Source organism: Amycolatopsis sp. SID8362, assembly GCF_010550475.1.
GTDB classification, from domain to species: Bacteria; Actinomycetota; Actinomycetes; order Mycobacteriales; family Pseudonocardiaceae; genus Amycolatopsis; species Amycolatopsis eburnea.
Genome location: NZ_JAAGNB010000237.1, coordinates 17,524 through 31,789 on the forward strand (window position 1 = coordinate 17,524; position 14,266 = coordinate 31,789).

Sequence of the window (14,266 nt, forward strand, 5' to 3'; positions counted from 1 at the left end):
CGCGTGGGAAACCAGATCGAGGACGGTGGCGAGGTCTGCTTCTTCGGTCGGATTCCGGGCGGACGATGCCAACACTGGCCTTGACCCCCTGACGTGTTCAGCGTTCGCGGATTGATCATCCCACCAGTCGAACTCTGTTCCGAAGCATGCTGAGCCGCGGTATATTCTCGGTATGGCCCCAATCGCGTGGGGGCGGCCGCGCGGAGTTCGCGATTATTCCGGTTGGGGCGGGCTGGGGGGATAAGTGGAGTTCACGATCCTCGGATCGCTCGCTGTCCGCGGCAAATCCGGCGAAGTCGAGCTGGGCGCGCCGAAAGTCCGCTGCCTGCTCGCACTGCTGCTCCACCGGGCCGGCGAAGTGGTGCCGGTGAGCGCACTGGTCGACGCGCTGTGGTCCGGGTGCCCGCCGCGCACCGCGACGAAGAACCTGCAGCTCTACGTGCTCCAGCTCCGCCGCGCGCTGGCCGATCCGGGGCGCGTGGTCTACCGCAGTCCGGGCTACGCGCTGGTGGTGCACCCCGGCGAACTCGACGTGCGGCGGTTCGAGGACCTCGCGGACCAGGCGCGCACGGCGCACGAGCAGGGGAATTCGGTCGCCGCCGGCGGTCTCGCGCGGCAGGCGCTCGCACAATGGCAGGGCGATCCGTATTCCGGCCTGGTGGACAGTGTCAGCGCACTGCAGGTCGAGGCGGACCGGCTGCGGGAAAGACGGCTGGGGCTGCTCGGCCTGCGGTTCGAGGCGGATCTCGCGCTCGGCCGCCACGACGACGTCGTCGCCGAACTCACCGAACTCGTCGCGGAGCATCCGCTGCGGGAACGCTTCCAAGCCCAGCTCATGCTCGCGCTGTACCGGTCCCGGCGCCAGGCCGAGGCGCTGGAGGTCTACGGCCGGGCGCGAAATCTGCTGACCGGCGAGCTCGGTTTAGAGCCGGGTGCCGAGCTGACCGAACTCGCGCAGGCCATCCTGCGCAGCGATCCCCGATTGGTCTTGACCACCGCTGACCAGCCGGTCTCCGCCGGTCCCGAGCAGCTGCCCGCCGCGGTGCCGACGTTCACCGGCCGCGTCGGGCAGCTGCGGCGGCTCGACGCACTCGTCGCCGGTGGCGCGTCGATCGTGGTCGTCAGCGGGAGCGCCGGGGTGGGGAAGACCGCGTTCGCCCTGCAGTGGGCGCACGGCGCGCTCGACCGGTTCCCCGACGGCCAGCTCTACCTGAACCTGCACGGGCACGCGCAGGCGCCGGCGGTGACCGCGGCCGAAGCGCTGGCCCGGTTCCTGCGCGCCCTCGGCGTTCCCGCGGACCGGGTGCCCGTGGAACCGAACGAGCTGGCCGCGTTGTACCGCTCGAAACTCGCGGGGAAGCGGATGCTCGTGGTGCTCGACAACGCCGGCTCGGCCGAGCAGGTGCGATCGCTGCTGCCCGGCCGTCCCGGCTGCCTCGTCGTGGTCACCAGCCGGGCGGAGCTGCCGGGCCTCGTCGCACTCCACGACGCGGCGGCCGTGCGGCTGGGCGTGCTCGGCGAGGAGGACGCGCTCCAGCTGCTCGCCAAGGTCGTCGGCGCGCGCCGGGTCAAGGTGGAGCGCCGGGCGGCGGAGACGCTGGCCGGCCTGTGCGCCGGCCTTCCGCTCGCACTCCGGATCGCGGCCGCGTGGGTGGGCTCCGGCGGGGACCGGACGATCGGTTCGGTGGTCGACGGGCTGGTGCGGGCCGACCGGCTGGACCGGCTCGGGTTCGACGGTGACCCGTCGACCGCCGTCCGCGCGGCGTTCGAGCTGTCCTACCGGCGGTTGACCTCGGCGGCGGCTGAGCTGTTCAGGCTGCTCGGTGTCGTCCAAGTGGCGGATTTCACCGCCCGCACGATCGAGCTGCTCGCCGGCCGGGGCCCGGAGAGCGCTTCCGCGGCCGTCGCCGAACTGGTCCACGCGAACATGCTCGAACAGGACGCCGACGCACGGTTCCACGCTCACGACCTGCTCCGGCTCTACGCGGCTGAACGCGCGCTCGCCGAGGACGACGAGGACGTGCGCGAGGCGGCGCGGCACCGGTTGTTCGGCTGGTACCTGGCGACCGTCACCGCCGCGGTCGAACGGCTCGCCCCGCAGATCCTGCGGCTCCCTGACGCCGCCGAATTCGGCGAGACCGAAGTCGTCTTCACCGAGGACGCCGAAGCGCTGGAGTGGCTCGAAGCGGAGCGCGCGAACCTCGTCGCCGTCGTGCACGACGCCGCCGCACGGGGGCCTCGGCGGATCGTGTGGTTGCTGGCGGACGCCCTGCGCGGGTTCTTCTGGCTCAGGAGATACGCCGTGGACTGGATCGCCGTCGCGAAGGCGGCGCTGGCCGCCGCCGACGAGGACGGCGAGCCGCGCGGCCGGATCGCCGCCCGGCAGAGCCTCGCGCAGGTGTACCGGGGGATCGGCGACTACACGACAGCCGTCACGCACTACACCCTCGCGCTGGAGCTGGCGGTTTCCGAGAACTGGCAGGAAGCGGAGGCCGCCACGCGCGGCAACCTGGCCGGGGTCCACTGGGAACTCGGCAGGCTCGACGAGGCGGTCGCCGAACTCGACCGCGCGATCGAACTGAACAGCCGGATGGGCTGGGAGGCGGGGCTTTCGGCCAACCTGCACAACATCGGCGCTCTCTACCGGGAGCTGGGCCGGCCGCGGGACGCCGTACGCCGGCTGACCGAGGCGCTGGCCCTCACCGAACGTGCCGGCAACCGGAACGCCGCCGCGCACGTGCACACGACACTGGGCGAGGTCTACATCGACCTCGGCAGGCTCGTCGACGCACACGAAGCACTGCTCAAGGGCATCGCGCTGCACCGGGGTACCGGCAGCCGCTACGGGGAATTGACCGCGCTCGGCGTACTCACGGCGTTGTGCACCGAAACCGGTGACTTCGCCGAAGCCGCCGGGCACGCCGAGGCGATGCTGGAACTGGCCCGCGAGACCGGTGATCGCCGCGCCGAAGCCAACGCGCTCGCGGCGCTCGCGGAGCTCGGCGGGTGGACCGGGCTGCTCGCGTCCCCCGAAGTACTTGCCGGGCAAGCGGTCGAGCTCGCCCGGGAGATCCACAACACCCGCGCCGAAATCGTGGGCCTGCTGGCGCTGGCCGAAGTGTGCCGCCGCGGCGGGCGGCTCGCCGACGCCCTCGCCCATGCCGGCACCGCCGAAGACCTGGCCGTCCGCCGGGACTTCCGGCTGCTCACGGCGCGGGCGCAAACGCTGTCGGCCAGTGTGCAGCGCGACCTCGGTGACTGGGACCGGGCGGCCGAATACGCCGAACGGGCGCTGAAAACCCACCGGGGCACCGGAAACCGGGTCGGCGAGGGGCACGCGCTCGCCATTCTCGGCGAAGTCACCTCGCAAGGGGATCCCGTTGCCGGGCGAGGCCTGCTGCGAAAGGCGCTGGACATCTTCGACGGCTGTGGCTCGGTCCGGCGGTTCCGGGTGGCGGACCTGCTCGCGCTATAGCCCTTGCTGGCCGGTGCCGAGCGCGACGGCGATGACGAACGCCTGGTTCCGGGCGATGCAGACGTGCACCTGGGAGATGCCGAGCAGGCGTGCGCGGGTGGACGCCGCGCCACGCAGCTCCACCGACACCCCGTCGGTCCCGTGGCACCGGAGCACGATCTGAGCCGGGGGAACCGGTCCGGACAGCCCGGACCGGAGCACCTTCAGCACCGCCTCCTTGGCCGCGAACCAGCCGGTGAGGCGTGCGCTGTCCGCCGTCGCCAGCGCGTCGAGCTCTTCCGCTGAGAAAAGGAACCTCAGGAACCAGGCGCGCCGCGCGAGCAGGTCGAGCTCGGCGATGTGCAGCAGGTCCACCCCGACGTGCGTCGTCATGCTTTCTCGATTCCCTCGCGCCGCCGAACGATTCGAGCACGATATGCCTTTGCCCGGCGGCGAAACAGGGTGCTGGCCGGTGTAGGCCAGACCGCGCGTGAGTGGTTGAACCAGTCGGATTCCTTGTCGTAGCGTCGAACCCAGCCCGGAGGAACGGAGGAAGCCGTCGTGGTCACAGACATCATCGACTCGGACGAACGGTTTCGCGGTCTGCTCGACCGCCTCTCGTCGAAATCGATCGACGACTACTACAACCCCTACCAGATGTTCGAATGGCCGGAGACCCTGCCCGAGCGCATGTGGTGGATGAGCCCGGAACTCACCACCACCCACGGCTGCGAGGTCGCCGCGACGCTGAGCGAGGACCAGCTCTTCGCCTTGTCACGGCACGAAAGCGTCAACTTCTACAGCCTCAACGTCCACGGGATCCGCGAACTGCTCATCGAAGTCGTCGCGCGAATCCACACGGCCGGCTTCGAAGCGCCGTCGGAGTTCTTCCACCACTTCATCGGTGAGGAGAACGAGCACATGTGGTTCTTCGCCGAGTTCTGCCTGCGCTACGGGAAGAAGATCTACCGCGGTGCCGGCGGCGGAGCCGTGATCCCGCCGGTCGCCTCGCCCAAGGTGGAGAACTTGCTCGTGTTCGCCAGGATCCTGATCTTCGAGGAACTGGTCGACCACTACAACTCGCGGATGGCGCAGGACGACCGGCTGCACGAGACGATCCGCGCGATCAACCGCATCCACCACCAGGACGAGTCCCGCCACATCGCGTTCGGACGTGAACTGGTGGAACACCTGTACGCGGACCTGAAGAAGACGGCGACCGAGGAAGAGCTCCTCGAGGTCTCCGCCTACCTCCGCCGCTACCTCTCCTACAGCTTCGAATCGCTGTACAACCCGCAGGTCTACCGCGACGCCGGGATCGAGAACCCGCTGGAGCTGCGACGCGCGCTCCTCGACGCGCCGACCCGGCCCGAGACGGAGAAGCGGGTGTTCCGCAAGACCCTGAAGTACCTCGAACGAACGGGAATCCTGCGATGACCCGCACCACCGGCGTGGACGGCGCCGAAGCGCTGGCGATCCTCGGGCCCGACGAGACAGCCCTGGTCCAGGAACTCGACCGGACCTTCCGCGGCTGGGGCGCGACCGCCGGCGCGCGGGAGATCAGCCCGCCGCCGCTGTACCCGGTCACCGATCTGGAGAAGTTCGACGTCTACGCGAACTTCCCGCACCTGGCCTTCGTGGCGGGGCCGCTGGATCTGGCCACAGGCGAGGGAAAGCCGGTCGACGGGCGGTTCGCCGGCGCCGACCTGCTGGATGGTCGCTACGGCCTGCCGCACGCGACCTGTTATGGCGCTTACCTTTTCTACGAAGGAGCGCAGGTCGACGAGAGCACGACGGTGACGCTGGTCAACCGCTGCTTCCGCAGTGAAGACCACTATCGCGGCCTGCGCCGGCTGGCGAGTTTCCAGATGCGCGAGATCGTCGCCCTCGGTTCCTTCGAGCACACGCAGGACGTGGTCTCCCGGTTCACCGAACGGATTCTCGCGTTCTCCGGCGAGCTCGGGCTCGGTCTGGTGAAGGAGGCCGCGATCGACCCGTTCTTCCAGAACGACGGAGCCCGTGCCCTGCTGCAGCGCCTCAGCCCGGTCAAGTACGAGTTCCAGCACGGAACCCTCGCCATCGCCTCGGTCAACACGCACCGGAACTTCTTCGGCGAGCGGTGCGACATCCGGTTCGGTGAGGGCGGGGAATTCGCCTACACCAGCTGCGTCGCGTTCGGCCTCGAGCGGTGGCTCGCCGTGTTGGCCGAGGTCCACGAAAACGACCTCCAGGCGGCGCTGGAGTCCGTGCGAACGGCCGCCGGACGAGTGGGGTGACCGGTGCCCACCAAGCGGATCGGTATCGATGTCGTCCCGCTCAGCAGAGTGCGTGAACTCGTCGGACCGGATTCCGGACCCGCCCTGCGGCGCATGCTCTCGCCCGCCGAACTGCTGAACACGTCCACACCGGACGGTCCGGACATGGCCGGTATCGCGGGACGGCTCGCCGCCAAGGAAGCGGTTTTCAAGCTCTTCCACGTCGGCGGGCAGCCGGTGCCCTGGCTCTCGACCGAGGTGCTCAAGGACGACGGCGGCTGGCCGGTCGTCCGGCTCAGCGGGCGCGCCGCTCGGCTCGCCGCGGAGGCCGGGCTCGGCGAGATCGAAATCAGCATCACCCACGACGACGCGTACGCCATCGCGGTGGCCGTGTCCGCCGCGGACTGAACTCCGTTCCACCGACCACCCGAAGGAGAAAGACATGCCCGCCCCAGGTATCGAGAAGGTCAGCGACTGGATTCTCGGCAAGCACCCGGAACGCACCGAGCTCTCGTTCGAGGAGGACCTGATCGAGAGCCGGCTGGTCGACTCGCTGTCGTTCGTCGAACTGGTCTACGTCATCGAGGACGCGAGCGGCGTCGAGGTGGACTTCGACACCATCGACATCGCGGACTTCAAGACACTGGCCGCGATCGAAAAGGCGTTCTTCGCCGGGGCAGGGGTCCGCTGATGCACGCCGTTTCCTACACCGCGCAATGGATGGCCGCGGCACGGGCGATCGAGTCCGAACGCGACGACGCGCTGTACACCGACCCGCTGGCGCGGGATCTCGCGGCGCCGGACGGTTTCCGGCTGATCGAGCGGTACGCCGGCGGCGGGCTGCTGCCCTTCATCACCATCCGGACCAAGTTCCTCGACGACCGGATCGGCGAACTGCGGTCGGAGCCGGCCATCCGGCAGGTCGTGCTGATCGCGGCCGGGATGGACACCCGGGCCTTCCGGCTCGACTGGCCGGAGGACACGGTGGTCTTCGAGGTCGACCACGCGCCGCTGCTGGCCGAGAAGCAGCGCCGGCTGACGGAGCTCGGGGCCGAGCCGCGAGTCGACCGCCGGGTCGCACCGGCCGACCTGACCGGGGACTGGCTGCCGGAGCTGGAGAAGGCGGGCTTCGACCGGTCGCGCCCGACGCTGTGGGTGGCCGAGGCGCTGACCTTCTTCCTGACCGAAGAGCAAGCGGCGGGACTGCTGGAGACGCTGGGTTCGGCGTCCGCACCGGGAAGCCGGCTGGCGCTGGACATCCTCGGCCGCGCCCTGCTGCGGAGCCCGTTCTCGAAGCCGTTCCTGGACCGGCTGGCAGACGACGGCACGCCGTGGATCTTCGGCACCGACCAGCCGGTGGAGTTCCTGGCCGACCACGGCTGGAAGGTCGACGAGGTCAAGGAACCGGGCCAGCCCGGTGCCGGTGAGGGACGCTGGCCGTACGAGGTCCAGCCGCCCGAACGCCGTGGCGCCAACCGGCTGTGGCTCCTGCGGGCCGAGTACGTGGAGGGCTGATGGGCGCGACCACGTTGGAGCGCATCGAATCGTTCGTGCCCGAACGCAGCGTCCGCATCGAGGAGCTCGGCGAGCACCTCGGGCTGCGCCGGGCCGAACTCGGCGTGTTCCGGAAGTTCTACGGCCTCGACACGCTCCGGTTCGACCCCGGGATGGACCTGTTCGAGCTCCTGCTGCCCGCCGCGAAACGCGCACTGGCGGCGCTGCCCGCCGGCGGCCGGATCGACCGGCTCGTGTTCGCGCACACGACCCAGGCGCTCGCGCCGGCGGACGTCGACATCGCCCAGGAGCTCGCGCGGCGGCTGGGCCTGGCGGACGTCGAGGCGTTCGCGCTGTCCCACCAGGCCTGCGTGAGCAGCTTGGGTGCCATCGACGTCGCGGCGGAGCTGCTGCGAGCCGAGGGCGCGACCGGCGGGTACGCGCTGATGGTCACCGGTGAGCGCGCGTTCTCGCCGATCGTGCAGCTGATCCCCAACACCGCGATCATGGCGGACGCGGCCGCGGCGTGCCTGCTGACGCTGGACGGCGGCGGCGATGTCGTGCACTCCTTCGTCACGAAAACGCTGGGACAGTACGCCGAATGGCTGGCGCTGACCCCGGAGCAGAACACCGAATTCGGCGAGCTCTACGGCCCGCGGCTGGCCGAAGTGATCCTGGAGTCGGTGGCCGAGGCGGGATTCGGGTTCGACGACATCGAGCTGGTGATCCCGCACAACGTCAACGCCCTCGCCTGGCGGCAGACGATGAAGGCGCTGGACGCGCCGGCGGATCGGTTCTTCCTGGAGAACATCCCCAAGCTCAGCCACTGTTTCTCGTCGGACGTGTTCCTGAACTACACGACCCTGCGGGAGTCCGGCAGGCTCGTGGACGGCGCCAGGTACGTGCTCGTCACGGTGGGGCTCGGCGCGACCTTCGGCGCCATGGTGATCACCCATCGGGCGCAGGACAACCCGGCATGACGGGCCGGGACGGCGTGGTGGCGGCGATCGCGGACGCGCTCGGTGACGTCCTGGACCGGGAGGTGACCGGCCTGACCGAGGAAACCAGGTTGTTCGACGACCTGCGGCTCGATTCGTCGAAGGTGCTGGAACTGCTGATGCTGGTCGAGATGGCCGTCGACATCACGGTCGACCCGGAAGACCTCGACATCGACCACCTCCGCACGGTCCGCTCGTTCGCCGACTACGTCGAGTCGAGGCAGGCCATCGGGAAAGGAGTCTCATGAGCGGCGGACCGACCCTGCGCGGGACGAACGCGGTGATCTCACCACCGGGACCCGGCTACCGCGAGGACGCGGCGATGACGCGGTTCCTCGCGGACCTGCTGGAACCCTTCGGCGCCAAAGTCGACGAAGACCGCTGGCAGCGGGGCCGCCACGTCTCGCACCGGGCGTTGACCGACCGGTTGCTCGAAGCCGAAGGCTTGCGCACCAGCCGCCCGCAGCTGATCATCGTGACCCACGCGCTGCCGGACGTCCTGCCGTTCACCGCCGTGGCGCCCTACCTGGCGGACCGGCTCGGCGTCACGGCGACGACGTTCTCGGTGGCACAGCAGGGGTTGGCGGCCCCGTTCACGGCGCTGCGGATCGCGAGGGCGTACCTACGTTCCGGACGCTGCGAGGAGGCCGTGATCGCGGTACTGGAGCAGACCACGCTCCCGACCGCACACCCGCTCGTCGACGTCTGCGGACTGACCGATTCCGGCGCCGCACTGGTCATCGGCACCGGATCCGGCCCACGGCTGGCGTCGGTGTCTTCCAGCGGCTCGGTGGACGAGCTGCTGGAACCGCATCGAGAGGAAGGCGTCCTCGTGGTTCTCGGCCCGTGGGTCGGGAAGGACGCCGGAACCGGTCTCGACGTCCACCGGGTCGAACCGGGTTCGTACTGCACGAGCGTGTGGCTGGCCTTGGCGGAAAACGGGCCGGCGTGGCAGGACCGTTACCGGAAGGTCGTGCTCTGCGACACCGATCCGCTGACCGGTCGCAGTCACGCGGCGGTGTTCGAGTTCCCGGCCGGGTGAGGCGGATGCGGATCGGGGCCGACCTGATGCACCTCGCCGAGCTGGACCGGCTGCTGACCCGGACCTGGTTCCGCGCCTACGCCTACGCCGAGTCCGAGCTGGCCACCGCGAGCGGGTTCGGCCCCGAACGCCGCCAGGAATTCCTGACCGGCCGGTTCGCCGGAAAGGAGGCCGTGGCGAAGGCGATCGGCACCGGCTTCGGGCGAGGGGTCACGCCACGTCAGATCGCCATCGAACGAGCGGGTTCGGGGGAGTCACGGGTGGTGCTGACCGATGCCGCGGCGGCCCGCGCCGCCGCGCTCGGCGTGGTGGCGGTCCAGTTGTCGATCACCCACAAGGCGGACCTCGTGCTGGCCGTCGCCCTCGCGATACCGTCTTCGGCGTGATCGCCCGTCAGTTCCAGAGACCTGCGGCGGCGGTTTCGGTGACGTAGTCCTCGAACGGCCTGGCGGGCCGGCCGAGAGCCCGTTCCACGTCGTCGGTGGCCTCGGGGACCACGCCGTCGCGGATGGCGACGAGGACGCCGGTGAGCAGCCGCGCGACGCCGGGTGGGATGCCGTTCGCGACTTGACGCTCGATGTGGGCCTCGGGGGCGACGTCGACGTAACGGATCGTGCGTCCAGTGGCTCTGCCGATGAGGTCCGCCGCCTCACCGAAACTGATCGCCCGTGGCCCGGTCAGTTGGTAGATCCGGCCGGCGTGGCGGTCTTCGGTGAGCGCCGCGGCGGCGACTTCGGCGATGTCCTCGGCGTCGATGAACGGCGTGCGCCCGTCACCGGTGGGCAGGGACAGCGTCCCGGCGAGGACCGCCGGGAGCCAGGGGCCTTCGCTGAAGTTCTGGGAGAACCAGTCCGGTCGCAGGATGGTCCAGTCGAGCCCGGAGGCGCGCACGGCCTCTTCGGCGGCCTTGAGCGGATGGCTGTCGTCGGCCTCGCCGACCCCGCCTGCCGACAGAAGCACCAGCCGCCGCACACCCGCGGCGGCCGCTTCGGCCACGAACCTGGGGATGCGGTCCCCGCTCGCCTGCAGCGTGGGTTCCACGACGTAGGCGGCGGTGACGCCCTCGAGCGCGGGTGCCCAGGTCGCCGGATCCGCGAGGTCGAACGCGATGTCTCCGCCGGTGCGGGAAGCGGTTCGCACCGGCCGGCCGGCGGCCCTGAGGCGCCGGGTGATGCGGCGACCGGTCTTCCCGGTGCCGCCGACGATGAGGATGGTGTGCATGCCGGACAGCCAACTCGCCGGCTCGAAGACGATCCATGGGAGAACGTCGAGAACAGCTTTGTGATCGTCTACGGTGGGCGGGTGGACGTGCTGAGCGATCTGCTGGTCCGGGCCCGCGCCGGCAACACGCAAGTCCGGCAGCTGATTCGGCGGCCACCGTGGTCGGTGACCTACGCCGATCCGCCACCCCTGACCGTCGTGGCCACGCTCGGCGGGTGCGCGTCGGCCAGGTTCGACGACGCCGGTGCCGCGGCGGTGCGGCTCGCCCCGGGGGACATCGCCCTCGTCAAGGGACCCGGCCGGCACACGATCGCCGACGATCCGTCCACCCCACCAGGGTTCGTCATCCACCGGGGAAGGAAACACTTCCCCGACGGAGGCGAGGTGGCACCGCAGGCCCAACGGCACTCGGCACCCCGCACCTACGGCGACACCCTGCCCGGGGCGACCACGATGCTGCGCGGCGCCTACGAGCTCCACGGCGACGCCGGTGCCCGGCTGCTGGAAATGCTTCCGCCGCTGGCGCTCGTGTCCGCCGGGCCGCGGACCCAGCCGGCGCTGGATCTGCTCGCCACCGAGATCGCGCGCGACGAACCCGGCCAGGACGCTGTTCTCGCCCGATTGCTGGATCTGGTACTCGTGCTGGCCTTGCGAGCCTGGTGCGCCGGGCCGCAGGCAGTGCTGCCCGCGTGGTACCGGGCGTTGGAGGATCCCGCCATCGGCAAGGCGCTGCACCTGATGCACGCCGATCCCGCCCACCGGTGGACGGTCGCCGCGCTGGCCACCGAGGTCGGGCTGTCCCGCGCTGCCTTCGCTGCCCGCTTCACCGCCTTGGCCGGCCAGCCACCGCTCACGTACCTCACCGGCTGGCGGATGACTTTGGCGGCGGACCTGCTCCGGGACACCGAGGAAACCATCGCGACGGTGGCCCGCGCGGCCGGCTACGACGACCCCTTCGCCTTCAGCGTCGCGTTCAAACGCACCCGCGGCGTCAGCCCATCCGTCTGGCGCCGCAGGTGCGCTGACACCCGCGCAATGACCGGAGGATGACGGGCCGCTGTCGCTGGTTTGGCCATGAAGTCGGGGCGCGGTCGAAACCGCTCACCGTAGGCTCGCCCCCTCCAGGTCACTCGATCGGGTGGCGATGGTTGGGGTGCCGTCGTGGAATTTTGCCGTCTGGGTTGTCCGCTGATCGCCCGTTGGTGCGGCACTTCCTGCCCGTACTGTCCCGCCCTATGAAGCCCGTGCGGACGGCTGTGGTCATCGAAGCGAAATTGACGGCGCTGGAGCAGCTGGATGCGTGTACCGGACGTCTGCGCGCCGTGCGCCCGGCCGCGGCCGGTGCGGTGCTCCGGGCCTCGCGGCAGGGATTCGCCGCGGCCGCGAACGCGGCGGCGGTCCTGGCCGGGCAGTCCGGTGCCGCCGGGCCGCTCGCGAGCTACACCCGAGCGGTACACGTCGCGGCGAGCCGGTGTCTCGCCCCGCGGACCTCGCCGACGACCTTGTACATCGTGCCCGGCGGGTATCTGCCCGACGGCCGGCGCCGGGTGGAACCGAGGGCGGGCGTGTGCCGCGCGGACGCGGTCCGCCTCGCCATCCGCGCGCTCGCGGTCGAACTGGACGTGGTCCTGTGCAACTCGGCTCGGGTTGTGCCTGATGCGGCCCATCGCGCCGCGTGCTTGCCGGCCGCGCAGCTCGCGCATGACCTCGCGCTTTTCTGGCACGCGGCGCGTCCGGAAACGCAGCACTCCACCGGAGAATCTCCATCCTGATCGTCGGGCGGCACGGCACCGGCCGGGAGGTCGGGGTGCCCGCGACTGTCCTCACAGGACTGACTACGTCGCGGCACGGGCTGCACCGATGAACAGCAACGGCGAGGCAACCCAGTCCGGGCCGGTGCCGTCAGCGGCCACCCCCATCTTCGACCTCCTGCTTGCCGAAGTCGGCGTGCGCTGGCCAGGCGCAACCACCTGGAGCAACGGCGAGTCCGAACCTCCCGTGCCCGACCATCCCGCCCACCGGCATGACGCGTACGGCGGCAGCGACGGCCAAGAGGACCAGCGGACGGCCGACTACGTTCACGGCCGCTTCGGCTGACCGCGGCGCTCCTGTCCTGGGTCGGTGTGGTGCACCTGGAGCCCGCGACCGCAGGGAGCCGTCATTCCGACCCTCACCACCGTGGCCGACTGGACGATCACCGCGTCCGGCGACACGGCCACCTTTACGCACGTCGCCGATGGCTACTGGGCACCGCGGGTGTGGAGCGGCCGTGGGCTCGCGATCGCCGAAGCCGACCTGCCTGCCCTGGACAAGGCGGTCGGTGCAGTGCTGAAGCTGCCGATCTACTGGCTGGCCCGAGCCAGGCACGCCGCGATCTGGTCGGCGCCGCGATACGACCCGGACTACGAGCTCGTCTACCTCACCGGTCCCTGCCGGACGGGCGCGCCGGCCCCGGGGTACCGGCCGGCTCCGGCCTTCGACGTCGATCTGGTGCACCTGCGGGGCTTGCGGATCAGAATCGCCGCCTACCGGTCGGCCTCGACCGGCCGATAAGGCGCTGAGGTCGGTCACCGGCCGTCCCACGGCCGTCCGGCCAGCAGGTTGGCCACCCACCCCGGCGCGTGGGCCGCCCGTATTTCGCGGGCGCTCGCGACCGAGAGGAACGACAGCTCCGACAGGTCCGGCACCAGCATGTCGGGTTCGCTCGCCAGTAGCCGTGCGGCGGCCTGACCGAGCGTCGGCGCCGTGCCCGCGTCCAGCTCATCGGAGAACGAGGACGACGACGCCGGGCTCGGTCCGCGCCCGCAGGACCTGGAGCCGCTCCGGTGGGAAGGAACCGGTCATGGGCCATGCACCGTCGTCGGACGATGAGACGACGTGCCCGAGCGGTCACCTCGGTGCCGGAACGGCAAAACGGGTTCAGGCTCGCATCAGGATGAAATCGCCGTGGCCGCCGTAGCCGAGGACGTCCTCCGCGTATTGCGTGCCGTCGAACGTGGGGAGCCACCACTGGTTCCCGATCTGCACGAGCATCGGGTGCGGGATGTTCGTGCCGTACGGCGCGTTCAGCGTGCCCAGCTTGCGCAGCCGCAGGTCGTACACCGGGTATTCGCGGGCGTCGCCGTCGCTGGCGAACAAGTACCACCGGCCGCCCACCCGCTGCAGGATCGTGCCTTCGGTCTGGTCGACCGATGTGTCGGCGCCCAGCAACGTCAGGCCGTGGTCGTAGTCGGCGCCGCGTGGCGCGGCCGCGAGCGCGGGGTGGAACACGAAGGACGGCTGCTGCGCGGGGCTTTCGACGAACGCGATGTGCCACCGGCCGTCGATCCGGGTCAGCGCGGGGTCCCACGAACTGACGGTGGTCGGCAGCGGGAGCTGCCGCGTCGGCAGGACGTGCACGCCGGAGAGCACGTTCTCGCGGGTGACGGTGTGCCGGACGTGGACGCCGGTGAAGGAGAAGTCGCCCCAGGAGCTCATCAGCAGGATGAACCGGTCGTCGTCGACGACGATCTGGCCGGCGTGGTCGCCGAGCACGACGCCGTCGCGGGCGAAGAACAGCGTCGCGACCTGCTCCAGCTTCGTCGGATCGGCCAGGTCGAGCGTCCACACCGCCCAGTGCGCCTGCTGGAAGAACCCGAGTCCGGCGTTGGTCATGGTGAGGTAGAGCTTGCCGTCGCGGATGTAGGGCCGGCCGTCGGCGTACTGCACGACGTGCGGGTCGCGCACCCCCGCCTGGCCGAAGTAGCCGGCCCGTACCCGGCCCAGCCGCGCCGGGCCGCGGCTGCCGTACGCGTAGCCGAGC

At 70.6% G+C, this 14,266-nt stretch carries 17 protein-coding genes and 1 pseudogene; 14 read left to right on the forward strand and 4 right to left on the reverse strand.

The genetic code is table 11. The annotated features are described in order from the left end of the window. Positions 1–244 precede the first annotated feature (244 nt). Complete coding sequence (locus G3I65_RS08035) at positions 245–3,475, forward strand: BTAD domain-containing putative transcriptional regulator (RefSeq protein ID WP_160695524.1); 3,231 nt, start codon at positions 245–247, stop codon at positions 3,473–3,475. On the opposite strand, the gene G3I65_RS08040 is transcribed toward G3I65_RS08035, so the two are convergent. Next, positions 3,470–3,847 carry a 4'-phosphopantetheinyl transferase superfamily protein gene (locus G3I65_RS08040; protein ID WP_160695525.1) on the reverse strand — a complete coding sequence of 126 codons (378 nt, stop codon included), beginning with the start codon at positions 3,845–3,847 and terminating at the stop codon, positions 3,470–3,472. The two genes, G3I65_RS08035 and G3I65_RS08040, sit on opposite strands and share 6 nt — an antisense overlap. Positions 3,848–4,015: 168 nt before the next feature. Here G3I65_RS08040 and G3I65_RS08045 point away from each other — a divergent pair, with 168 nt between their 5' ends. Genes G3I65_RS08045 through G3I65_RS08085 form a run of 9 tightly spaced genes read left to right on the forward strand, consistent with a single transcriptional unit; the run spans position 4,016 to position 9,629 of the window. Further along, positions 4,016–4,891, forward strand: a complete 876-nt coding sequence (locus G3I65_RS08045) for a diiron oxygenase (RefSeq protein ID WP_160695526.1) — start codon at positions 4,016–4,018, stop codon at positions 4,889–4,891. After that, a complete protein-coding gene (locus G3I65_RS08050) occupies positions 4,888–5,730 on the forward strand; it encodes a hypothetical protein (RefSeq protein ID WP_160695527.1) in 843 nt (280 codons plus the stop codon). The genes G3I65_RS08045 and G3I65_RS08050 overlap by 4 nt, the downstream gene beginning before the upstream one ends. A 3-nt stretch (positions 5,731–5,733) precedes the next feature. Next, positions 5,734–6,117, forward strand: coding sequence for a holo-ACP synthase (locus G3I65_RS08055; RefSeq protein WP_160695528.1), 384 nt, complete (start codon positions 5,734–5,736; stop codon positions 6,115–6,117). Positions 6,118–6,151: 34 nt separating this feature from the next. Next, positions 6,152–6,400 (forward strand): phosphopantetheine-binding protein, encoded by a 249-nt coding sequence (locus G3I65_RS08060; protein WP_160695529.1) that lies wholly within the window; start codon positions 6,152–6,154, stop codon positions 6,398–6,400. Then, entirely contained in the window at positions 6,400–7,224 is an 825-nt protein-coding gene (locus G3I65_RS08065; RefSeq protein ID WP_160695530.1) for an SAM-dependent methyltransferase, read from the forward strand. Before G3I65_RS08060 ends, G3I65_RS08065 begins: the two co-directional genes overlap by 1 nt. Beyond that, positions 7,224–8,183, forward strand: coding sequence for a 3-oxoacyl-[acyl-carrier-protein] synthase III C-terminal domain-containing protein (locus tag G3I65_RS08070; protein WP_203612317.1), 960 nt, complete (start codon positions 7,224–7,226; stop codon positions 8,181–8,183). The genes G3I65_RS08065 and G3I65_RS08070 overlap by 1 nt, the downstream gene beginning before the upstream one ends. Next, positions 8,180–8,449 carry an acyl carrier protein gene (locus G3I65_RS08075; protein ID WP_160695531.1) on the forward strand — a complete coding sequence of 90 codons (270 nt, stop codon included), beginning with the start codon at positions 8,180–8,182 and terminating at the stop codon, positions 8,447–8,449. Before G3I65_RS08070 ends, G3I65_RS08075 begins: the two co-directional genes overlap by 4 nt. After that, positions 8,446–9,243, forward strand: coding sequence for a hypothetical protein (locus tag G3I65_RS08080; protein WP_160695532.1), 798 nt, complete (start codon positions 8,446–8,448; stop codon positions 9,241–9,243). The genes G3I65_RS08075 and G3I65_RS08080 overlap by 4 nt, the downstream gene beginning before the upstream one ends. Before the next feature lie 5 nt (positions 9,244–9,248). After that, a complete protein-coding gene (locus G3I65_RS08085) occupies positions 9,249–9,629 on the forward strand; it encodes a holo-ACP synthase (protein WP_160695533.1) in 381 nt (126 codons plus the stop codon). Between the two features lie 7 nt (positions 9,630–9,636). Here G3I65_RS08085 and G3I65_RS08090 read toward each other — a convergent pair whose 3' ends face one another. Continuing rightward, positions 9,637–10,464, reverse strand: a complete 828-nt coding sequence (locus G3I65_RS08090; RefSeq protein ID WP_160695534.1) for an NAD(P)H-binding protein — start codon at positions 10,462–10,464, stop codon at positions 9,637–9,639. An 81-nt stretch (positions 10,465–10,545) separates the two neighbouring features. Between G3I65_RS08090 and G3I65_RS08095 the strand changes: the two genes are divergently transcribed. From G3I65_RS08095 to G3I65_RS08110, 4 genes are all read left to right on the forward strand, one after another. Beyond that, positions 10,546–11,514, forward strand: a complete 969-nt coding sequence (locus G3I65_RS08095; protein WP_160695535.1) for an AraC family transcriptional regulator — start codon at positions 10,546–10,548, stop codon at positions 11,512–11,514. Between the two features lie 185 nt (positions 11,515–11,699). Next, a complete protein-coding gene (locus G3I65_RS08100) occupies positions 11,700–12,236 on the forward strand; it encodes a hypothetical protein (protein WP_160695536.1) in 537 nt (178 codons plus the stop codon). Positions 12,237–12,324: 88 nt separating this feature from the next. Further along, a complete protein-coding gene (locus G3I65_RS08105) occupies positions 12,325–12,561 on the forward strand; it encodes a hypothetical protein (protein WP_160695537.1) in 237 nt (78 codons plus the stop codon). 63 nt (positions 12,562–12,624) lie between these two features. Next, positions 12,625–13,017, forward strand: coding sequence for a hypothetical protein (locus G3I65_RS08110; RefSeq protein WP_160695540.1), 393 nt, complete (start codon positions 12,625–12,627; stop codon positions 13,015–13,017). A gap of 14 nt (positions 13,018–13,031) precedes the next feature. On the opposite strand, the gene G3I65_RS58200 is transcribed toward G3I65_RS08110, so the two are convergent. Beyond that, the gene (locus tag G3I65_RS58200; RefSeq protein ID WP_255481879.1) at positions 13,032–13,157 is read right to left on the reverse strand and encodes a hypothetical protein; all 126 of its coding nucleotides are present in this window, start codon (positions 13,155–13,157) and stop codon (positions 13,032–13,034) included. A 226-nt stretch (positions 13,158–13,383) separates the two neighbouring features. Then, a pseudogene (locus G3I65_RS08115) lies at positions 13,384–14,266 on the reverse strand (hypothetical protein); the annotation flags it as partial.

Bases quoted from the DNA above. Each gene is read 5' to 3' on its own strand.
- G3I65_RS08090 (WP_160695534.1), bottom strand. From the start codon at position 10,464: ATGCACACCATCCTCATCGTCGGCGGCACCGGGAAGACCGGTCGCCGC.
- G3I65_RS08075 (WP_160695531.1), top strand. From the start codon at position 8,180: ATGACGGGCCGGGACGGCGTGGTGGCGGCGATCGCGGACGCGCTCGGT.
- G3I65_RS08085 (WP_160695533.1), top strand. From the start codon at position 9,249: ATGCGGATCGGGGCCGACCTGATGCACCTCGCCGAGCTGGACCGGCTG.
- G3I65_RS08065 (WP_160695530.1), top strand. From the start codon at position 6,400: ATGCACGCCGTTTCCTACACCGCGCAATGGATGGCCGCGGCACGGGCG.
- G3I65_RS08080 (WP_160695532.1), top strand. From the start codon at position 8,446: ATGAGCGGCGGACCGACCCTGCGCGGGACGAACGCGGTGATCTCACCA.
- G3I65_RS08100 (WP_160695536.1), top strand. From the start codon at position 11,700: ATGAAGCCCGTGCGGACGGCTGTGGTCATCGAAGCGAAATTGACGGCG.
- G3I65_RS08040 (WP_160695525.1), bottom strand. From the start codon at position 3,847: ATGACGACGCACGTCGGGGTGGACCTGCTGCACATCGCCGAGCTCGAC.
- G3I65_RS08050 (WP_160695527.1), top strand. From the start codon at position 4,888: ATGACCCGCACCACCGGCGTGGACGGCGCCGAAGCGCTGGCGATCCTC.
- G3I65_RS08060 (WP_160695529.1), top strand. From the start codon at position 6,152: ATGCCCGCCCCAGGTATCGAGAAGGTCAGCGACTGGATTCTCGGCAAG.
- G3I65_RS58200 (WP_255481879.1), bottom strand. From the start codon at position 13,157: ATGCTGGTGCCGGACCTGTCGGAGCTGTCGTTCCTCTCGGTCGCGAGC.
- G3I65_RS08105 (WP_160695537.1), top strand. From the start codon at position 12,325: ATGAACAGCAACGGCGAGGCAACCCAGTCCGGGCCGGTGCCGTCAGCG.
- G3I65_RS08070 (WP_203612317.1), top strand. From the start codon at position 7,224: ATGGGCGCGACCACGTTGGAGCGCATCGAATCGTTCGTGCCCGAACGC.